The following is a 19,923-nucleotide window of genomic DNA, read 5'->3' as shown; positions in this document are numbered from 1 at the left end:
GGTCGAGTGCCATGAGCTAGTCTTGCCGTTCCAGTGGGCGGGCTGTCGGAATCAGCGTGATCGGTTCGCCCGGCGCGACATTTCTCCGTTTGCGTGACGCATCGTCTTCGCATAGGGTGCGCGCCATCGTTGCCATTTATGAGTGAGGTCTGAATTTTGGCTCAATACGTCTACACCATGCATCGGCTGAGCAAGGTTGTGCCGCCGAAGCGCGAGATCCTCAAGAACATTTCCCTGTCGTTCTTCCCGGGCGCCAAGATCGGCGTGCTCGGCCTGAACGGTTCGGGTAAATCGACCCTGCTGAAAATCATGGCTGGCGTCGACACCGAGTTCGACGGCGAAGCCCGTCCGATGCCCGAACTGAATGTCGGCTACCTGCCTCAGGAGCCGCAGCTCGACCCTAGCAAGACCGTGCGTGAAGTGGTCGAAGAGGCCGTGAGCGGCATCAAGGATGCCCAGGCGCGTCTAGATGAGGTTTACGCTGCCTACGCCGAGCCGGATGCCGACTTCGACAAACTGGCCGCCGAGCAGGCCAAGCTGGAAGCCATCCTGCAGGCCAGCGATGGTCACAATCTGGAGCGCCAGCTGGAAGTTGCTGCCGACGCCCTGCGTCTGCCGGCCTGGGACGCCAAGGTCGAGCACCTGTCGGGTGGTGAGAAGCGCCGCGTAGCGCTGTGCCGTCTGCTGCTGTCGGCCCCTGACATGCTGCTGCTGGACGAACCAACCAACCACTTGGACGCCGACTCGGTGGCCTGGCTGGAGCGTTTCCTTCACGATTTCCCAGGTACTGTGGTAGCCATCACCCACGACCGTTACTTCCTCGACAACGTCGCCGGCTGGATTCTCGAACTCGACCGCGGCGCGGGCATCCCGTACGAAGGCAACTACTCCGGCTGGCTGGAGGCGAAATCGTCCCGTCTGGCGCAGGAGTCCAAGCAGCAGTCGGCCCATGAAAAGGCCATGAAGGAAGAGTTGGAGTGGGTGCGCAAAGGCGCCAAGGCCCGCCAGTCCAAGTCCAAGGCTCGTCTGCAGCGTTTCGAGGAAATGCAGTCCCAGGAATTCCAGAAACGCGCCGAGACCAACGAGATCTACATCCCGGCCGGTCCGCGCCTGGGTGACAAGGTCATCGAGTTCAAGAACGTCACCAAGGGCTATGGCGACCGCGTACTGGTCGAAGACCTGTCGTTCAGCGTACCCAAGGGCGCCATCGTTGGCGTTATCGGCGGTAACGGTGCCGGTAAGTCGACCCTGTTCCGCATGCTGATGGGCAAGGAAGCGCCGGATTCTGGCAGCATCGAGATCGGCGACACCGTGCAACTGGCCTGTGTGGATCAGAGCCGCGACGACCTGGACGGCAGCAAGTCGGTCTGGGAAGCGGTTTCCGATGGTCTGGATCAGATCAAGATCGGCAACTACGAGGTGCCGTCCCGTGGTTACGTCGGCCGCTTCAACTTCAAGGGTGCCGACCAGCAGAAGTTCGTCAAGGATCTCTCCGGTGGTGAGCGTGGCCGCTTGCACCTGGCGCTGACCCTGAAGGAGGGCGCTAACGTTCTGCTGCTCGACGAACCGTCCAACGACCTCGACGTGGAAACCCTGCGCTCGCTGGAAGATGCGTTGCTGGACTTCCCTGGCGCCGCCATTGTGATCTCTCACGATCGCTGGTTCCTGGATCGCGTGGCGACTCACATCCTCTCCTACGAGGACGACGGCGTACTGTTCTTCGAAGGCAACTACACCGAGTACGAGGCTGACCGTAAGAAACGTCTCGGCGACGCCGCCGCCCAGCCGCACCGGGTACGCCACAAGAAACTGGCGCAGTAAGCGATGTAAACGAAAAACGGGGCCGAATGGCCCCGTTTTTCATTGCGCTCATCAGCGCCTGGCTCTTATCTCTCTGAGTATTTTGGTGCGCTGTTTGTTTTATTTTGGTGCGTTAATTTCGCGCCTATCAGTCATATTTGAACGGTATTTTACGTTTAAGCACCAAAAACTTTCATAAAAGCGTCATTTCGCCCTTTTTTAGGGCGATAAGTTCTTGCTAGAGTCGCGCCACTTTATTTATCGGCGCAGGGACGCCAGGAGCTTTTCATGACGCTTTCCGTAGACCGCTTTCTCGACCGCCTGAAGCAGCGCGACCCTGATCAGCCGGAATTCCACCAGGCGGTGGAAGAAGTGCTGCGCAGCCTGTGGCCATTCCTCGAGGCCAATCCTCATTACCTACAGGCAGGGATCGTCGAGCGTATCGTCGAACCCGAGCGGGCTGTGTTGTTTCGTGTGCCGTGGGTCGATGATGCGGGCAAGGTGCAGGTCAACCGCGGCTTTCGCATTCAGATGAACAGCGCTATCGGCCCTTATAAAGGCGGCCTGCGTTTTCACCCCTCGGTAAACCTCAGCGTGCTCAAGTTCCTGGCCTTCGAGCAGACGCTGAAGAACTCTCTGACTTCGCTGCCCATGGGCGGCGGCAAGGGCGGCGCGGACTTCGACCCCAAGGGCAAGAGCGATGCCGAAGTGATGCGCTTCTGCCAGTCGTTCATGAGCGAGCTGTACCGCCATATAGGTGCGGATCTCGACGTGCCGGCCGGTGATATCGGCGTTGGTGGCCGCGAGATCGGCTACATGTTCGGTCAGTACAAGCGTCTGGCTAACGAGTTTTCTTCGGTGCTGACCGGCAAGGGCCTCGCCTATGGCGGCAGCCTGATTCGCCCGGAAGCCACCGGCTACGGCTGCGTGTATTTCGCCGAGGAAATGCTCAAGACCCGTGGCCGCAGCTTCGACGGCCAGCGCGTGGCGATCTCCGGCTCCGGCAACGTGGCGCAGTACGCTGCGCGCAAGGTCATGGATCTGGGTGGCCAGGTCATTTCCTTCTCCGATTCGGAAGGCACACTTTACGCCGAAGGTGGCTTCAGCGAGCAGCAGTGGCAGGACGTGATGGAGCTGAAGAACCGTAAGCGCGGTCGCCTCAGTGCCTTGCAAAGCAGCGATCTGCGCTTCCTGGCTGGTCAGCGGCCGTGGAGTCTGGCGTGCGATATCGCCCTGCCATGCGCGACCCAGAACGAGCTGAATCTGGACGACGCCCGCACGCTGCTGGGCAATGGCTGCGTTTGCGTCGCCGAAGGCGCCAACATGCCGACCACCCTGGACGCCGTGGATCTGTTTATCGAGCACGGTACCCTGTTCGCGCCCGGCAAGGCATCCAATGCTGGTGGTGTTGCAGTCAGCGGCCTGGAAATGTCGCAGAACGCCATGCGCCTGCATTGGAGCGAGGGCGAAGTGGACGAGAAGCTGCACGGCATCATGCAGTCCATCCACGCTGCCTGCGTGCGCCACGGCGAGGAGAACGGCACCATCAATTACGTGAAAGGCGCCAATATCGCCGGTTTCGTCAAAGTGGCGGATGCCATGTTGGCCCAGGGCGTGGTTTAAACGCTGCATGCGCAGCAGGGCAATCCTGCTGCGCTATCTCACCCCCTCGTCAGGCAGGGCCATTGCCCTGATCGATCTGGCAGCCAAAACATCTTCTATTGGGTCCAGCACAACGGCCGTTCCGTTATGGGTTCTGACTCGCAAAAAACACTCAACCATCTCCACTGTCACGACTCTTACACACAAGAGGATGAAAATGCCTCCCCGTTGCGGCAGCAGGATGTCGTCGCGGGTCAGAACAAAACTGGATTAACGAGAGTCGTGTAATGAAATCGATCCCTGGAATGCTCGAAGGCGCAATGGCCGTCCGCTTCTATCAAAGTGTGAATGGCCCTTTCCCCATCGAAGTCGGCGCCGCCGTGCCTGGCTCCAGCATGTCCGCCATCGTCAAACCGACTGTCGAGTTGGCAATGCTCGACCCCATGAGTGAAGAGGAGCTTGGGCTGTCGCTTCTGGAAGCCGAAGCCACCGGGTTGCTGCCAGAAAAGGTCTGTGACCAGCTCAATGCTTTTCTCGGAGGGCGCCGCGTTAGATGCACCAGCGCGGCGGAGGTCGAGGCCATCAACCATCTGTTCCGCGCCTGCGCCATCGAGCCGGAGTTTGATCTGGCGACTTTGGACGCTGCCGCGATGTACCTGCCCAAGGCACTGCCGGTGGATCAGTACCCGGAAACCATCGCCCGGGATCTGTTCATACTCGCCAAACCGTTCGAGGCGCGTCGGCTTCGCTAAGCAGTGGCTCGGGTCTTTACATAGGTAAAGATGCGAATATCTGTTGCATGATAATCACTATCGAATAGACTCCCGCCCAAATGGCCCGCTTGATTCGGCGCCATACCAGTCGGCTGATCAGCCCCGCCCATGCTTCGCGCTGGCGGGGTTTTGTGTGTTCTGGGAATGAGTTCGCTCCCTGACCGCGTCCTCGGCAGCCCACTGACTTCCTCCACTGCGGCGCGTGTTTTCAGAGTCGATTCCGGTGTTCAAGAAAATCCTCTTCCAGTTGCACTGGTTTTTTGGCATCACTGCCGGCCTGGTGCTGGCCCTGATGGGCGTGACCGGTGCGCTGTACAGCTTTCAGGAAGAGATCCTGCTGGCGATCAACCCGCAGATGGTGGTAACGGCGCAGCCGGGATCGGTACTCGAACCCGGCGAGATGATCGAGCGTTTGCAGGCCCAGGGCATCAGCGTGTCCGGCCTTTACGTGGATACCGAGGGCGGCCAGCCAGCGCGGGTTTTCCTGACACCGCCGCCGGGCGAGCGACGCGGCGGTGTGCGTTTCGTCGACCCCTACACGGCCGAATCACTAGGCGAGCCGCGGGGCATGGCGTTTTTCGGTCTGATGCTGCAGCTGCATCGCTTCCTCGCCATGGGCCAGACGGGCCGGCAGATCACCGGCGCCTGTACCATCGCTCTGGTGTTCTTTTGCCTGTCCGGGCTTTATCTGCGTTGGCCGCGACGGGTGTTCAGCTGGCGCGCCTGGCTGACGTTCGACTGGGCCAAGAAGGGCCGTGCCTTCAATTGGGATCTGCACGCAGTGGTCGGCACCTGGTGCCTGCCGCTTTATCTGTGTGCGGCGCTGACGGGCCTGTATTGGTCATACGACTGGTACCGCAGCGGCCTGGAAACCCTGCTCAGCGATACGCCGCGTGAGGCAGGCGAGGGGCGTGGACGACGCGGCCCGCCACCCGATGGCCAGCCAATGCCTGAGGTGAACTACGCGAACCTCTGGCAAGGCATTCAGCGAACGGCGGGCGACAAGCTCGGCGTTTACAGCCTGCAGCTGCCCAATGCGCTCGGCCAGCCGGCGCGGGTGTTCTTCATGCTGCGCGACGCCGAGCACACTCGCGCCTTCAATCAGATGCAGCTCGACCCACTGACCGGCGAAGCCAAACAGGTCGAGCGCTACGCCGACAAGTCGTTCAAGGCGCAACTGCTGGCCAGCGTCTACGCCCTGCACACTGGTGAGTACTTCGGCATGATCGGGCGGGTGTTGATGATGGTCGCCAGCCTGCTGATGCCCTTGTTCTTCATTACCGGCTGGTTGCTGTATCTGGACAGGCGGCGCAAGAAGCGTGCGGCGCTGGCGGCGCGCCACGCGCTGGCTGGCGGCGAAGGGGGTGAATCCTGGCTGGTGGGATTCGCCAGCCAGAGTGGCTTCGCCGAGCAACTAGCCTGGCAGACCGCCGGGCAATTGCAGGCCGCCGGCATGACGGTGGAGGTGCAGCCGCTGGCGCGCATCGATACCGCCAGGCTGAGCGTCACGCCTCGTGCACTGCTGGTTGTCAGCACCTTTGGTGATGGTGAGGCGCCGGACAGCGCGCGCGGCGTCGAAAGACAATGGCTGGCAGCGACGTTGGATTTACCGCACCTGCGCTACGCGGTACTGGCCCTCGGTGATCGGCAGTACAGCCAGTTCTGCGGCTTCGCCCGGCGCCTCGACGACTGGTTGAGCAGTCGCGGCGCTCAGCGCCTCGGCGAGCGTATCGAGGTCGACGGCGATGACGAGCAGGCGCTGCTCGGCTGGCAGCGGCAGTTGGCCGACCTGACCGGGGTGCAGCCGCTACCCGTGCAACAGGTGCCCTTCGATGGCTGGACGCTGCACGAGCGTACCTGCCTCAACCCCCTCGGCCAGGGCCAGAGCACCTGGCTGATCGGCTTGCAGCCTCCGCCCGGAGCCTTGTGGGAGGCTGGCGATATCCTGGAGATTCTGCCGCGCAATGGCGAAGCCCAGGTCAGTCGCTGGCTGCACGAGCATGGCTTGCAGGCACTCGAGTCCGTGGTCATCGAGCCGTTGGGCCACACGCTCGGCGAGGCACTGAGCGCCCGCCAGTTACCGTACAGCGCCAGCCATCTGGTTGGTCTGCATGCCCAGGCGCTGCTCGATGCGCTGGTGCCGCTGCCGAGCCGTGAGTACTCCATCGCGTCCTTGCCCGAGGACGGCAAGTTGGAGCTGATCGTGCGCCAGCAACACTTGGCTAATGGGCAGTTGGGCGCGGGCTCCGGCTGGTTGACCGAGCACCTGCCGGTTGGCACACAGCTGCTGGCGCGGGTGCGGCGCAACAGTGGTTTTCATGCGCCGGTGGATGATCGGCCGGTGATCCTGATCGGCAACGGCACGGGCTTGGCCGGTCTGCGCAGCCTGCTCAAAACACGCATCGCTGCCGGTCATACGCGCAACTGGCTGCTGTTCGGCGAGCGCAGTGTCGAGCACGATTTCTACTGCCGTGACGAGTTGCAGGGCTGGGTGAGTGGCGGCCAAGTGCAGCGTCTTGATCTGGCTTTCTCCCGCGATCAGGCGCAGCGCATTTACGTGCAGGATCGCCTGCGCGAGGCTGCCGACGAACTGCGTAGCTGGGTGCAGGCCGGCGCCGCTGTGTACGTATGCGGAAGCTTGCAAGGGATGGCGGGTGGCGTGGATGTGGTGTTGCGCGAGGTGCTGGGTGATGAGGCTGTCGACGCCCTTGTCGAGCAAGGGCGCTACAGGCGGGACGTTTATTAAGCCAACTGCTCGGCGTGGTGGCACGCCACTTCGCGGCCATCGAGCGGACGCAGCAGCGGCAGCTCTTCCTGGCAGCGCTCGGTGGCATAAGGGCAGCGCTTGTGGAAGGCGCAGCCCGATGGCGGGTTCAGCGGGTTGGGCAGCTCGCCGACGATCTTGATCTTCGGCTTGGCCGGATCCGGGTGGATGGTCGGTGTGGCCGACAGCAGGGCCTTGGTGTACGGATGCAGCGGGCGTTCGTAAATGCGTTCGCTGGGGCCGATTTCCGCTGGGCGGCCGAGGTACATGACCAGCACATCGTCCGCTACGTGGCGCACCACCGAGAGGTTGTGGGAGATGAACACGTAACCGGTCTTGAACTCTTCCTGCAGATCCATGAACAGGTTGAGCACCTGGGCCTGGATCGACACGTCCAGCGCCGAGGTCGGCTCATCGGCCACCAGCACCTTGGGGGTGAGCATCATGGCGCGGGCCAGGGCGATGCGCTGGCGTTGGCCGCCGGAGAACATGTGCGGGTAGCGCTGGTAATGCTCGGGGCGCAGGCCCACCTGGCTCATCATCGCCTGAACCTTCTCGCGTCGTTCAGTGCGCGACAGGCTGGTGTTGATCACCAGCGGTTCGGCCAGTTGATCACCGATCTTCTGCCGCGGATTGAGCGAGGCGTAGGGGTTCTGGAAGACCATCTGCACATCGCGGCGCAATTGCTTACGGGTCTGTGCGCTGGCGCCATTCACCTCATTGCCGGCGATCTGCAGCGAGCCCGAGGAGGGCTCTTCGATCAGCGTCAGAGCGCGCGCCAGGGTGGATTTGCCGCAGCCGGATTCGCCGACCACGGCCAGGGTCTTGCCTGCCTCCAGCTGGAAAGACACGCCGTTGAGCGCCTGTACTGTGGCGTTGGGTTTGAACAGCCCCTGGGATACGGAGTAGTGGCGCGTCAATTGGCGTGCGGTAAGGACGGTCGTCATCACGCCACCTCGGCATTCAGATTGAGCGGGAAATGGCAGCGCACTGCGCCACGCTCGTGGGGTTCCAGTGCCGGGCGACGTTCATGGCAGCTCGGCTGTACGTAGGGGCAGCGTGGCGAGAGTAGGCAACCTTTGGGCCGGTCATAGCGCCCGGGCACGATGCCGGGCAGGGTCGACAGGCGCGTGGCGCCCAGGCTGTGTTCGGGAATCGCCTTGATCAGCGCTTCGGTGTACGGATGGGTCGGCGCATCGAACAGCGTCGGCACCTGGCCCAGCTCCACGGCCTGGCCTGCGTACATCACGCAGACCCGGTTGGCGGTTTCGGCGACCACGGCCAGGTCGTGGGTGATCAGTACCAGGCCCATGTTCTGCTCGCGCTGCAAATCGAGCAGCAGCTCCATGATCTGCGCTTGAATAGTTACGTCGAGGGCGGTGGTGGGTTCATCGGCAATCAGTAGTTTGGGCTCGGCGGCAATCGCCATGGCAATTGCCACACGCTGGCTCATGCCTCCGGACAGCTGATGCGGATACGCCTCGAGGCGGCTGGCCGCACCCGGAATCTCTACCCGTTCGAGCAGTCGCAGGGCACGCTGGCGAGCTGCTTTGCCCTTGAGACCGAGGTGCTGGCGCAGCACTTCCTCGATCTGGAAGCCGACGGTGAAGCTGGGGTTTAGCGCCGTCATCGGATCCTGGAAGATCATCGACAGATCCTTGCCAACGATATGACGTCGCTGCCGACCCTTGAGGGTGAGCATGTCGGTGCCGTCGAATACCAGGCGATCCGCGCGGACGATACCCGGCGCGTCGATCAGGCCCATCAGCGCCATCATGGTCACCGATTTGCCAGAGCCGGACTCGCCGACGATAGCCAGCACTTCTCCCTTGTCGACGTTCAGGTCGAGACCATCGACCACTGGCACGGCGTTGGCGTCGCCAAAGCGCACGCTCAGGTTGCTGATTTCCAGCAGGCTCATCGGGCGGCCTCCGTCTGTGGGCTAGGCGCCTGGTGGCTAGTAATGCGGAGGTTATTCATGATTGGCCTCCTCAGATGGCGTTCTTGAGTTTCGGATCCAGCGCATCGCGCAGACCGTCGCCCATCAGATTGATTGCCAGCACGCTGAGCAGAATCGCCAGCCCCGGCAGCGTCACGACCCACCAGGCACGCTCGATATAGTCGCGGGCCGACGCCAGCATGGTGCCCCACTCGGGGGTTGGCGGTTGTACGCCCAGGCCGAGGAAGCCCAGAGCCGCTGCGTCGAGGATCGCCGAGGAGAAGCTCAGGGTTGCCTGCACGATCAGCGGTGCCATGCAGTTGGGCAATACGGTGATGAACATCAGGCGTGGCAGGCTGGCACCGGCCAGGCGTGCGGCGGTGACGTAGTCGCGGTTCAGTTCGCCCATCACCGCGGCGCGGGTCAAGCGGACGTAAGACGGCAGCGAGACGATGGCGATGGCGATCACCGTGTTGATCAGCCCCGGGCCGAGGATGGCGACGATGGCCACGGCCAGCAGCAACGACGGCAGGGCCAGCATGATGTCCATCAGGCGCATGATCGACGGGCCCATCAGGCGCGGGAAGAAGCCCGCCACCAAGCCCAGTAGTAAACCGGGAATCAGCGAGATGATCACTGAGGCGAGGCCGATCAGCATCGACAGGCGAGCACCGTGGATCAGCCGCGAAAGCAGGTCGCGGCCCACTTCATCGGTACCCAGCAGGAACTGCCATTGTCCGCCTTCGAGCCATACTGGCGGCGTCAGCAGGGCATCGCGAAATTGTTCGCTGGGCGAGTAGGGCGCGATCCATGGGGCAAACAAGGCGCAGAACACAATCAACACCATGAAGCCGAGACCGGCCACGGCGCCCTTGTTATGGCTGAAGGCGCTCCAGAATTCCTTCATCGGTGACGGGTAGAGCAGGCTCTGGTCGAGAGGCGTGGTGGTGGTCGAGGTCATGGGCGCGCCTCATGGGTATTTAATTTTAGCGTAGCCCGGGTCGAGCGAAGCGACACCCGGGACAGGGCACCCAGGGTATCGCTGTGCTCAACCGAGGCTACGGATGCAGGGGTGCTGGCAGGAAATTCCCAGCAAGCCAAAGGCAGGGACATGGAAAGCTCCTTAATTAGCGCTGGTGGCGGATGCGTGGGTTGGCCAATCCATAGAGGATGTCCACCACGAAGTTGACCAGGATCACCAAGCAGGCGATCAACAGGATGCCGTTCTGCACCACCGGGTAGTCGCGTGCGCCGATCGATTCGATCAACCATTTGCCAATGCCCGGCCAAGAGAAGATGGTTTCGGTCAGCACGGCACCGGCCAGCAATGTGCCGACCTGTAAGCCAAACACCGTCAGCACCGGAATCAGCGCGTTGCGCAGGCCGTGGATGAATACCACACGGGTGGGCGACAGGCCCTTGGCGCGTGCAGTGCGCACATAGTCTTCGCGCAGCACTTCGAGCATTGCCGAGCGGGTCATGCGGGCAATCACCGCCAGTGGGATGGTACCCAACGCGATGGCTGGCAAAATCAAGTGGCGCAGGGCATCGACGAACGCGCCGTCTTCATCGGAAAGCAGGGTATCGATGAGCATGAAGCCGGTTACCGGCGGTATGTCGTAGAGCAAGTCGATGCGCCCGGACACCGGTGTCCAGCCCAGCCATACCGAGAAGAACATGATCAGCAGCAGGCCCCACCAGAAAATCGGCATCGAATAGCCAGTGAGCGAAATGCCCATCACGCCGTGATCGAACAGCGAACCGCGTTTGAGCGCGGCGACCACTCCGGCGATCAGCCCTAAGGTGCCGGCGAACAGCAGCGCCGCCAGGGTCAGTTCCAGGGTGGCGGGAAACAGGGTGGTGAATTCGTCCCAGACCGGCGTGCGAGTACGCAGCGATTCTCCCAGGTCACCCCGCGCCAGTTGGCTGATGTAGTCGATGTACTGAGCGTACAGCGGCTTGTTCAGGCCCAGGCGCTCCATGGCTTCAGCGTGCATCTGCGGATCGACCCGGCGTTCGCCCATCATCACTTCCACGGGGTCACCGGGAATCATGCGAATGAGGGCGAAGGTCAGCAGGGTGACGCCGAAAAAGGTGGGAATCAGCAGGCCCAGGCGGCGCGCAATGAAACTCAGCATGGGGGTGGGTAACTCCTAATCAGGACGGCATCGAGCAGCAGGGAATTCTGCGATTCCTTCGCTTACTTGCAGGTTAGCTGTTCGACCACGACGTGCCCCGGGTGTTTTACCCGGGGCACGTCGTTCTGGGACGGTTGCGCGACAGGCTATCAGTCGTTGCTCACGCCGATGAAACTGTTGCGACCGAAAGGGCTGATCTGGAAGCCTTTGACGCTGGTGCGCATCGGTTGGTAGACCGTGGAGTGGGCAATCGGGGTGATCGGCACTTCACGCTTGAGAACTACTTGTGCCTGACGATACAGCTCGCTGCGCTGCTCCTGATCGGTGACGCGCTTGGCGGCTACCACCAGCTTGTCGTACTCGGCATCGCACCACTTGGAGAAGTTGTTGCCGTCTACCGAGGCGCAGCCGTACAGGGTGCCGAGCCAGTTGTCAGGGTCACCGTTGTCACCGGTCCAGCCGATCAGCATGGCGTCGTGCTCGCCGGCATGGGCGCGCTTGATGTACTCGCCCCACTCATAGCTGACGATACGAGCCTTGATGCCGACCTTGGCCCAGTCGCTCTGCAGCATCTCGGCCATCAGACGGGCATTGGGGTTGTACGGGCGTTGAACGGGCATGGCCCACAGGGTGATCTCGGTGCCTTCTTTCACGCCGGCAGCCTTGAGCAGTTCCTTGGCTTTTTCCGGGTTGTAGGCGGCGTCCTTGATCGATTCGTCATACGACCACTGGGTCGGCGGCATGCCGTTCACGGCAAGCTGGCCGGCGCCCTGGTACACGGCATCGATGATCGCTGACTTGTTCACCGCCATGTCCAGCGCCTGACGCACTTCAAGCTTGTCGAATGGCGCGCGGGTGACGTTGTAGGCGATGTAGCCGACGTTGTAGCCAGGCTCGGTCGGTACGTTGAGGTTCTTGTCCGCCTGCAAGGCCTTGAGGTCGGCCGGGCGGGGATTGAGGGTCACGTGGCACTCACCGGCGCGCAGCTTCTGCGCACGTACTGAGGCATCGGTGTTGATCGAGAAGATCAGGTTGTCGATCTTCACCAGCTCGGGCGCCCAGTATTGCTTGTTGCCCTTGAAGCGGATCACCGCGTCTTTCTGGTAGCGGCTGAACACGAACGGGCCAGTGCCGATAGGCTGCTGGTTGATGTCAGCGGCCTTGCCGGCCTTGAGCAACTGGTCGGCATACTCGGCCGAATGCACGGCGGCGAAGCTCATCGCCAGGTTCTGCACGAAGGCGGCGTCCACGGCGTTGAGGGTGAAGACCACGGTCTTGTCGTCGGTCTTCTCGACCTTGGCGATGTTTTTGTCCAGGCCCATGTCGGTGAAGTACGGGAACTCACTCGGGTACGCCTTGCGGAACGGATGGTTGCGATCGAGCATGCGCTGGAAGGTGAACAGCACGTCGTCGGCATTGAAGTCGCGGGTCGGTGTGAAGTAGTCGGTGGTGTGGAACTTGACCCCTTCGCGCAGATGGAAGGTGTAAGTCAGGCCGTCTTCGCTGATGTCCCACGAGCTGGCCAGAGACGGTTGCGCCTTGGTGCCGCCGCGCTCGAATTCCGCCAGGCGGTTGAAGATGGTTTCCGAAGCCGCATCGAAGTCGGTACCGGTGGTGTACTGGCCAGGGTCGAAACCGCCCGGGCTGCCTTCGGAGCAATACACCAGGTTACTGGCCTGGGCGAACGAAGCACTGGTGAGCAGTCCTGCGGTGAGCAGAGCCTTACACAGGGGAGACATGCGCATGCGAACCTCTTTTTCTTTTTGTTCGCGCCTGGGTTCAGCGCGAGCTCGGAATGCGGTGAAGGCGGATAGCCCACCGGGTCGAACTCGAAATTAAGTCATGCTGAAATTTCGGTCAACAAAAATTAAGCAGCACTAACATTGCGCATAATTGCCCTGAATTGGGGCGAAATTCACTCGTTGGCAGGGCGGTCGTCGAAAAGCGCCATGGTGGTCATGGTCAGTACTTCGGCAGGAGCATCTGCAGCATTGGCCAGGCGGTGCAGTTTGCCCGCGTCGAAATGCACCGAGTCGCCCGGCCCGAGGGGATAGTCGCGCCCCTCGATGGTGTAGACGATCTGCCCGGTAAGCACGTAGGAGAACTCCACGCCCTCGTGGGCGATCAGCTCCGACTGGTAGCCCACCGGGATGTTCATCTTCACCGCGTTGATCGAGTTGCCGGGAAACGAGCTGGACAGGCGTTCGTAGGCCAGCAGCTGGCCGCCCACGGTATAGCGAACCCGCTCGTTGACGTGGGAATCCGGCTGCGCCTGGGCAGGCTGATCGAACAGGACGTTGAGCGGCACTTCGAGGGATTTGGCGATGCTCGCCAGGGATGACAGCGACACGCCGGTGAGGTTGCGCTCTGCCTGGGACAGGAAGCTGGCGGTCAGGCCGGCATCTGCCGCCACCTGGTTGAGGGTCTTGCCGGCGGCCCGCCGGTAACGGCGCAAGCGTTCGCCAATGCGATCTGCGGTCATGAAAGGGGCTCGCTGTTCGGATCGTCGCAGTATACCCATGAGCTGCAGGGACTTCAGCTTGAGCGGCAGATCCTTTTTAAGTCTGACTGAAAAATACTTTGACCAAAATTTAAGCTGCACTTAAATTCTGCCGTAGCGAACGACCTGTCGACGATGCCCGTTGCAGGCCCAAGAAGAGGATGCGCAGATGACACTGGGAGTGGGCGGCAGCACGCCAGAGCAGGCGTTGGCACGTTTGCAGGACATGACGACCGGCAGCGTGCCGATCAGTGATGCGGAATACCAGGCACGCATCGCGCGGGCTCAGGTACTGATGCGTGAGCAGGGTATTTCCGCTCTGTTCCTCTCGGCAGGTAGCAATCTGCAGTACTTCACTGGCGTTAAGTGGAACCCCAGTGAACGAATGGTTGGGGCGATTTTGCCGGCGGATGGCGTGCTGGAGTATCTGGCTCCCACATTCGAGGAAGGCACCGTGCTCGACTTTCAGGTCGTGCCGGGCGTCATCAATACCTGGGAAGAGCATGAAAGCCCTTATGCGCTCCTGCTGAGGTGCCTACGGCGCTTGGGCGTAGCGCCCAATGATGGTGCGCCACCTCAGGTAGGTCTTTGTTCTTCTTTGCCTTTTTTCATGTTTGAAGGCATTCGCCAACTGACCAACGGTTACCGTTTCGTCGATGCTGGGCGTATCACCACGGCCTGTCGGCAGCATAAATCAGCGGCGGAAATCGCTCTGATGCAACGTGCCAAGGACATGACCCTGGAAGTGCACAAGGCCGCCGCGAGCATTCTTCGCGAAGGTATCAGCACGACCGAGGTAACCGAGTTCATTCGCCAGGCCCACCGCAAGGTCGGCGCGCCGGGCTCGATCTTCTGCATCGTGCTGTTCGGGCCGGCCAGTGCCTTTCCGCACGGGGTCAAGCACGCGCAGCACCTCAAGGACGGTGACATGGTGTTGATCGACACCGGCTGCCAGGTGCACAGCTACCTGTCGGACATCACCCGCAGCTACGTGTTCGGTACCCCCAGCGCGCGTCAGCGCGAGTTCTGGGACAAGGAGAAGGCTGCTCAGCAGGCCGCGTTCGAAGCCGCCGTAATCGGTGCGTCGTGTGCTTCCGTGGACGCCGCCGCGCGGCGTAGCCTGGAAGCTGCCGGGCTTGGCCCAGGCTACAAATTGCCAGGCTTGTCGCACCGTACCGGCCACGGTATCGGTCTGGACATTCACGAGGGGCCCTATCTGGTCGGCGGCGATGACACGCCGCTGGCCGAAGGCATGTGTTTCAGCAACGAGCCGATGATCTGCGTGCCCGGCGAGTTCGGCATTCGCCTGGAAGATCACTTCTACATGACCGCCAACGGCCCACGCTGGTTTACCCAGCCGAGCCATTCGGTGGACGACCCGTTCGGGTTGAACGCCTGACCGTCCTTAGAACCGATCTTTTTAGGCGACGTAAAGAGACTGCTATAGGCAGGAGCGGACGGTCGCGATCTCGTGGGAGGGCTTTAGCCGCGAGCTCTTTGCCCTTCAATAGAGCTCGCGGCTAAAGCCACTCCTACAAAAAGAAAGCTCTGCTCACCGTCCGCTATCGCCACCTTGCAGGCAAAGCGCTGAAGTCGATCCTGAAGATGGTGAGCAGGGTCTTAGAAACGAAAACGCCCGGCCAATTGGCCGGGCGTTTTCATTCAGGCAGATGCGTTACTCGATGCTCACGCCGTAGAAGGAGTTGATCCCGAACGGGCTGATTTTGAAGTCCTTAACCCGAATGCTCATCGGCTGATACACCGTGGAGTGGGCGATAGGCGTGTTCTGCACGTCGGCCTTGAGCAGATGCTGGGCCTGTTTGTAGAGCACGGTACGCTCTTCACGATCGTTGATCGCCTTGGCCTTTTTCAGCAGCCCGTCGAACTCCTTGTTGCACAGGCGGCTGTAGTTGTTGCCGCCGATGGCATCACAGCCGTACAGCACGCTCAGCCAGTTGTCGGGGTCACCGTTGTCACCGGTCCAACCGATCAGCAGCGCGTCGTGTTCGCCGGCCTTGGCGCGTTTGTTGTACTCGCCCCATTCGTAGCTGACGATGCGCGCCTTGATGCCGATCTTGGCCCAGTCGGCCTGGAGCATCTCGGCCATCAGTTTGGCGTTGGGGTTGTACGGGCGCTGCACGGGCATGGCCCACAGGGTGATCTCGGTGCCTTCCTTCACGCCCGCAGCCTTGAGCAATTCCTTGGCCTTTTCCGGGTTGTAGGGGGTGTCCTTGATGGTGTCGTCATAGGACCACTGGGTCGGCGGCATGCCATTCACGGCAATCTGCCCGGCGCCCTGGTACACGGCATTGATGATCGCCTGCTTGTTGACTGCCATGTCCATGGCCTGGCGCACTTCCAGCTTGTCGAACGGCTTGTGCTCGGTGTTGTAAGCCAGGTAGCCGACGTTGAAACCGGCCTGCTCGGGCATCTGCAGTTTCGGATCCTTTTTCAGGGCCTCGAGGTCGGCTGGGCGCGGGAATACGCTGACGTGGCACTCGCCGGCACGCAGTTTCTGCATGCGCACCGACGGGTCGGTGTTGATGGCGAAGATCAGGTTGTCGATCTTCACGTCCTCGGGCAGCCAGTACTCGGTGTTGCCCTTGTAACGAATCTGCGAGTCTTTCTGGTAGCGGTTGAACACGAATGGGCCAGTGCCGATGGGCTTCTGGTTGATGTCGGAGGCTTTGCCAGCCTTGAGCAACTGCGCAGCGTATTCGGCCGAGTGAATCGAGGCGAAACTCATCGCCATGTTCTGAATGAAGGCCGCATCGACGGTGTTCAGGGTGAAACGCACCGTGTGCTCGTCGACTTTCTCGAGCTTGGCGATGTTCTTGTCCATGCCCATGTCGGTGAAGTAGGGGAACTCGGTGGGGTAAGCCTTGCGGAACGGATCATCCTTGCTGAGCATGCGGTTGAAGGTGAACAACACGTCGTCGGCGTTGAATTCACGACTCGGCTTGAAGTAGTCGGTGGTGTGGAATTTCACCCCTTCGCGCAGGTGGAAGGTATAGGTGAGGCCGTCATCACTGATGTCCCACTTCTCTGCCAACCCGGGTACGACGGCAGTGCCGCCGCGCTCGAACTGCGAAAGGCGGTTGAAGATGGTTTCCGCACCGGCATCGAAGTCGGTACCCGTGGTATAGAGCCCAGGATCGAAGCCGGCTGGGCTGCCCTCCGAGCAGTACACCAGGGTGCTGGCAGCCATGGCGAACGGTGCACTGGCGATCAGCCCCGCGGCTACAAAAGCCTGAATAACGGCATTCTTACGCATGCTTACCTCATGTCTATTATGGTTTTGGTGAGGGGTCTTCAAGAGCAACAGATGCATTCTCCAAACCGTGGAGATGCGTCCGTTAACACTAGACCTTGTTCAGGTCTATGCACGGGATATGCCGAATATGGGGAGGGAAAATAATTCTGCGGAGAATAGGTGACACGACGGTGAGTAATGGCCGTATTTCGGCGGTGATGCCGCGCAGGCGCCGCTGTCGAGTGACAGCGGCGCCTGCTCCGTTTCAGGGCATCTGAATTTCAATCACGCCGTCAGCGCTAAGGGTTACCTGGCTGGTACCGGCTTCGACTTCCGGGGTCACGCTGTCGCTGGAGAACGATGCGGCCTTCATGGCTTCCATGCGCATCGGTGGGCGCACGAAGCCGCCACTGTTGAGGCCCAGGCTGACCAGCTTGTAGCTCTTGCCGCCCAAGGCTTCGGTGGTCAACTGCGCGCGCTCCTTGAAGGCGGCGACGGCGTCCTTGATCAGTGCGTCTTCTTCTTTCTTACGCGTGGCATCAGCGATGCTGAAGCTCATGCCGCCCATTTTAAGGGTCTTGAGCATGTCGCCGGTCAACTTGGAGAGTGCGGTGAAGTCGGCGCTTTCCAGGCGGATTTCGGCACGCTCGCGCCAGGCACTGATTTCCTCACCCTTTTCGCTGTAGACCGGGTAGCTGTTGCGGCTGCCCTGGGAAACGCTGACGCCTTTTACACCACGAGCCTGGGTCAGCCCGGCATTGAGGGTACGGGTGATCTCCGCGGCGAGGGCGGCAGGATCCTTGTGCTGGGCTTCGGTGTACAGGGTGACCTGCATCAGGTCGTGGGCCACTTCATGGCTGACCTGAGTGCTCAGCGAGACTTGGTTGTAGCGTGGCTCGTCGGCCTGGGCGGTGACGCTGAACAGGCCGGCAGTGGTGATGGCCAGGGCGGTGGCGAGGCGGGACATTGGCTGCATGGCGGTTCCTTATCGGTGACGTGTACGGCCGATCGGCCGTGTTCATGAGGGTAGACGAGGCGACTTGGCGATTCGGGTTAAGCCCAGTCGAAAAAATATCTGCCCCTCTCTGACCGCTATTTCCGGCAGGTGACTTTTTTATCAGGTGCCTGAGCCGGCAATCATCGTACGACTGCGGCGCGTTGCCGCATCAGACCGTTGGCGGGCTTGGTTATACTCGCCAGGCTCGTCAACGAGCATAGAGGAGTATCGATGCTCGCCCCCGTACAACTGCTGTCCGCCAGTCGCCAGAACCTGTGGCGTTTGACCCTGATCCGTTTCCTCGTGCTGGCTGCACAGGCCGGTTCGGTTGGTCTTGCCTACAAGTCCGAGTTGCTGCCGCTGCCCTGGCTGCAGTTGAGCATCACCCTTGGTGCCTCGCTGGTGCTGTGCTTGCTCACTGCGTTGCGACTGCGTGGCCCCTGGCCGGTGACCGAGGCCGAGTACGCAATCCATCTGGGCTTCGACCTGATCATTCACAGCGTGCTGCTCTATTATTCGGGCGGCTCGGCCAATCCTTTCGTCTCCTATTATCTGGTGCCGCTGACCATCGCCGCAGCGACGCTGCCGTGGCTGTTCACCATGATCCTCGGCGGCATGGCGCTGGCCTCCTACACCTTGCTGCTGATGTGGTCGCACCCGCTGCAACTGCCGGTCGGGCCGCGGGAAAGCCTGCTGGTCTACGGCATGTGGCTGAGCTTCGCCCTGGCGGCGGGGCTGATTACCTTCTTCGTCGCCAAGATGGCCGAAGAACTGCGCCAGCAGGAAAAACTGCGCGCCGAACGCCGCGAGGAGGGCATGCGCGATCAGCAACTGCTGGCCGTGGCCACCCAGGCCGCCGGCGCCGCTCACGAACTGGGTACGCCCTTGTCGACCATGAGCGTGCTGATCAAGGAATTGCGCCGCGAGCACCAGAATCCGCTGCTGCAGGAAGACCTGGCACTGCTTCAGGAGCAGGTCAAACTGTGCAAGGAAACCCTCCAGCAACTGGTGCGCGCCGCCGAAGCGGATCGCCGCCAGGCCGTGGTAGAAATGTCCTCGGTGGACTGGCTGGAAACTACCCTTAATCGCTGGCACCTGATGCGGCCCGAGGCCAGCTATCGTTATGAGTGCCTGGGTGTCGGCAAACCGCCGCAATTGATGCCCCCGGCGGATCTGACCCAGGCGCTGCTCAACCTGCTTAACAACGCAGCCGATGCCTGCCCGGAAAATCTGCAGATCTGCCTGGACTGGGATCATCAGTGGGTACGGCTTGCCATACGTGACTACGGTGCGGGTGTGCCCTTGGCCATTGCCGAGCAATTGGGCCGGCCGTTCTTCACCACCAAAGGCAAGGGCAAGGGGTTCGGCCTCGGGCTGTTCCTCAGTCAGGCCAGCGTAACGCGCGCCGGCGGCACGGTGAAGCTGTATAACCATGAAGAAGGCGGCACGCTCACCGAGCTCAAGCTGCCGCGAGCCTATGCCAGGGTCTAAGGAGTGATGTATGAGTGACGAAGCGCTGCTGGAAAGCGAAGAACTACCCCATCTGCTGCTGGTCGATGATGACCCCACCTTTACCCGTGTGATGGCGCGTGCCATGAGCAGCCGCGGTCTGCGTGTATCGACCGCCGCCTCTGCCGAGGAAGGCCTGGCGCTCGCCGCCCAGGATTTGCCGGATTACGCGGTGCTCGACCTGAAGATGGAAGGCGACTCCGGCTTGGTGTTGCTGCCCAAACTGCTCGAGCTGGATGCCGAAATGCGTGTGGTGATCCTCACTGGCTATTCGAGCATCGCCACTGCTGTGGAGGCCATCAAGCGCGGTGCCTGCAACTACCTGTGCAAACCCGCTGACGCCGACGACGTGCTCGCTGCACTGCTGACACAGCATGCCGACCTCGACACCCTGGTGCCGGAAAACCCCATGTCGGTGGATCGCCTGCAGTGGGAGCACATCCAGCGTGTGCTGGCTGAGCACGAAGGCAACATCTCGGCGACTGCCCGTGCCCTGGGCATGCATCGTCGTACCCTGCAGCGCAAACTGCAGAAGCGCCCGGTTCGCCGCTAAGCGGCAGTGCCAGCGCCGGGTGCGGTGACTGAAGCTTTGCTATCATTAGCACGCTATCAACGTGTCTGACCCTCAGGCACGTTGTCGTTTTCAGT

15 protein-coding genes are annotated in these 19,923 nt (G+C 61.5%); 7 read left to right on the top strand and 8 right to left on the bottom strand.

Features of this window, described 5'->3' with window-relative positions; translation table 11 throughout:
* The first annotated feature begins 156 nt into the window (after positions 1-156).
* The 4 genes from ettA (at position 157) to K5Q02_RS00460 (ending at position 6,921) form a co-directional block, all read left to right on the top strand.
* On the top strand, positions 157-1,821 hold the full coding sequence (gene ettA, locus K5Q02_RS00475) for an energy-dependent translational throttle protein EttA (RefSeq protein ID WP_225835333.1): 1,665 nt from the start codon (positions 157-159) through the stop codon (positions 1,819-1,821).
* Positions 1,822-2,088: 267 nt separating this feature from the next.
* The gene (gene gdhA, locus K5Q02_RS00470; protein ID WP_225835331.1) at positions 2,089-3,423 is read left to right on the top strand and encodes an NADP-specific glutamate dehydrogenase; all 1,335 of its coding nucleotides are present in this window, start codon (positions 2,089-2,091) and stop codon (positions 3,421-3,423) included.
* Positions 3,424-3,689: 266 nt separating this feature from the next.
* Positions 3,690-4,154: a hypothetical protein gene (locus tag K5Q02_RS00465; RefSeq protein ID WP_225835329.1), complete on the top strand. Its 465-nt coding sequence runs from the start codon at positions 3,690-3,692 to the stop codon at positions 4,152-4,154.
* Between the two features lie 244 nt (positions 4,155-4,398).
* Positions 4,399-6,921 (top strand): PepSY domain-containing protein, encoded by a 2,523-nt coding sequence (locus K5Q02_RS00460; protein WP_225835327.1) that lies wholly within the window; start codon positions 4,399-4,401, stop codon positions 6,919-6,921.
* Here K5Q02_RS00460 and K5Q02_RS00455 read toward each other — a convergent pair.
* The 6 genes from K5Q02_RS00455 to K5Q02_RS00430 all read right to left on the bottom strand — a co-directional run bounded on the left by K5Q02_RS00455 (position 6,918) and on the right by K5Q02_RS00430 (position 13,498).
* Positions 6,918-7,886, bottom strand: a complete 969-nt coding sequence (locus K5Q02_RS00455; RefSeq protein WP_225835325.1) for a peptide ABC transporter ATP-binding protein — start codon at positions 7,884-7,886, stop codon at positions 6,918-6,920. The genes K5Q02_RS00460 and K5Q02_RS00455 overlap by 4 nt on opposite strands.
* Positions 7,886-8,860, bottom strand: a complete 975-nt coding sequence (locus K5Q02_RS00450) for an ABC transporter ATP-binding protein (protein ID WP_225835323.1) — start codon at positions 8,858-8,860, stop codon at positions 7,886-7,888. Before K5Q02_RS00450 ends, K5Q02_RS00455 begins: the two co-directional genes overlap by 1 nt.
* Before the next feature lie 70 nt (positions 8,861-8,930).
* Positions 8,931-9,839, bottom strand: coding sequence for an ABC transporter permease subunit (locus tag K5Q02_RS00445; protein WP_225835321.1), 909 nt, complete (start codon positions 9,837-9,839; stop codon positions 8,931-8,933).
* Positions 9,840-10,005: 166 nt separating this feature from the next.
* Positions 10,006-11,016 (bottom strand): ABC transporter permease subunit, encoded by a 1,011-nt coding sequence (locus tag K5Q02_RS00440; protein ID WP_225835319.1) that lies wholly within the window; start codon positions 11,014-11,016, stop codon positions 10,006-10,008.
* Positions 11,017-11,165: 149 nt separating this feature from the next.
* Positions 11,166-12,755 carry an ABC transporter substrate-binding protein gene (locus tag K5Q02_RS00435; protein WP_442964030.1) on the bottom strand — a complete coding sequence of 530 codons (1,590 nt, stop codon included), beginning with the start codon at positions 12,753-12,755 and terminating at the stop codon, positions 11,166-11,168.
* A 176-nt stretch (positions 12,756-12,931) separates the two neighbouring features.
* Positions 12,932-13,498 (bottom strand): cupin domain-containing protein, encoded by a 567-nt coding sequence (locus tag K5Q02_RS00430; protein WP_225835301.1) that lies wholly within the window; start codon positions 13,496-13,498, stop codon positions 12,932-12,934.
* A 187-nt stretch (positions 13,499-13,685) separates the two neighbouring features.
* Here K5Q02_RS00430 and K5Q02_RS00425 point away from each other — a divergent pair, with 187 nt between their 5' ends.
* A complete protein-coding gene (locus K5Q02_RS00425) occupies positions 13,686-14,915 on the top strand; it encodes a M24 family metallopeptidase (RefSeq protein ID WP_225835299.1) in 1,230 nt (409 codons plus the stop codon).
* A 276-nt stretch (positions 14,916-15,191) separates the two neighbouring features.
* Here the strand turns inward: K5Q02_RS00425 and K5Q02_RS00420 are convergent, their stop codons facing one another.
* Both K5Q02_RS00420 and K5Q02_RS00415 read right to left on the bottom strand, forming a co-directional pair.
* Positions 15,192-16,790, bottom strand: a complete 1,599-nt coding sequence (locus tag K5Q02_RS00420; protein WP_225835297.1) for an ABC transporter substrate-binding protein — start codon at positions 16,788-16,790, stop codon at positions 15,192-15,194.
* A gap of 244 nt (positions 16,791-17,034) precedes the next feature.
* Positions 17,035-17,745 carry an SIMPL domain-containing protein gene (locus K5Q02_RS00415; protein WP_225835295.1) on the bottom strand — a complete coding sequence of 237 codons (711 nt, stop codon included), beginning with the start codon at positions 17,743-17,745 and terminating at the stop codon, positions 17,035-17,037.
* Between the two features lie 252 nt (positions 17,746-17,997).
* Between K5Q02_RS00415 and K5Q02_RS00410 the strand changes: the two genes are divergently transcribed.
* Positions 17,998-19,257, top strand: a complete 1,260-nt coding sequence (locus K5Q02_RS00410; RefSeq protein WP_225835293.1) for an ATP-binding protein — start codon at positions 17,998-18,000, stop codon at positions 19,255-19,257.
* A 10-nt stretch (positions 19,258-19,267) separates the two neighbouring features.
* Positions 19,268-19,828, top strand: coding sequence for a response regulator transcription factor (locus tag K5Q02_RS00405; RefSeq protein ID WP_225835291.1), 561 nt, complete (start codon positions 19,268-19,270; stop codon positions 19,826-19,828).
* Positions 19,829-19,923 lie beyond the last annotated feature (95 nt).

The sequence above is a fragment of the Pseudomonas sp. MM211 genome (assembly GCF_020386635.1).
Classification (GTDB): domain Bacteria; phylum Pseudomonadota; class Gammaproteobacteria; order Pseudomonadales; family Pseudomonadaceae; genus Aquipseudomonas.
The sequence above is the reverse complement of the archived record's forward strand: the minus strand, read 5'-3'. Positions and strand labels throughout refer to the sequence as shown.

Bases quoted from the DNA above. Each gene is read 5' to 3' on its own strand.
- K5Q02_RS00420 (WP_225835297.1), bottom strand. From the start codon at position 16,790: ATGCGTAAGAATGCCGTTATTCAGGCTTTTGTAGCCGCGGGGCTGATC.
- K5Q02_RS00410 (WP_225835293.1), top strand. From the start codon at position 17,998: ATGCTCGCCCCCGTACAACTGCTGTCCGCCAGTCGCCAGAACCTGTGG.
- K5Q02_RS00455 (WP_225835325.1), bottom strand. From the start codon at position 7,886: ATGACGACCGTCCTTACCGCACGCCAATTGACGCGCCACTACTCCGTA.
- K5Q02_RS00465 (WP_225835329.1), top strand. From the start codon at position 3,690: ATGAAATCGATCCCTGGAATGCTCGAAGGCGCAATGGCCGTCCGCTTC.
- K5Q02_RS00425 (WP_225835299.1), top strand. From the start codon at position 13,686: ATGACACTGGGAGTGGGCGGCAGCACGCCAGAGCAGGCGTTGGCACGT.
- gdhA (WP_225835331.1), top strand. From the start codon at position 2,089: ATGACGCTTTCCGTAGACCGCTTTCTCGACCGCCTGAAGCAGCGCGAC.
- K5Q02_RS00405 (WP_225835291.1), top strand. From the start codon at position 19,268: ATGAGTGACGAAGCGCTGCTGGAAAGCGAAGAACTACCCCATCTGCTG.
- K5Q02_RS00440 (WP_225835319.1), bottom strand. From the start codon at position 11,016: ATGCTGAGTTTCATTGCGCGCCGCCTGGGCCTGCTGATTCCCACCTTT.
- K5Q02_RS00430 (WP_225835301.1), bottom strand. From the start codon at position 13,498: ATGACCGCAGATCGCATTGGCGAACGCTTGCGCCGTTACCGGCGGGCC.
- K5Q02_RS00450 (WP_225835323.1), bottom strand. From the start codon at position 8,860: ATGAGCCTGCTGGAAATCAGCAACCTGAGCGTGCGCTTTGGCGACGCC.
- K5Q02_RS00445 (WP_225835321.1), bottom strand. From the start codon at position 9,839: ATGACCTCGACCACCACCACGCCTCTCGACCAGAGCCTGCTCTACCCG.
- K5Q02_RS00435 (WP_442964030.1), bottom strand. From the start codon at position 12,755: ATGTCTCCCCTGTGTAAGGCTCTGCTCACCGCAGGACTGCTCACCAGT.
- K5Q02_RS00415 (WP_225835295.1), bottom strand. From the start codon at position 17,745: ATGCAGCCAATGTCCCGCCTCGCCACCGCCCTGGCCATCACCACTGCC.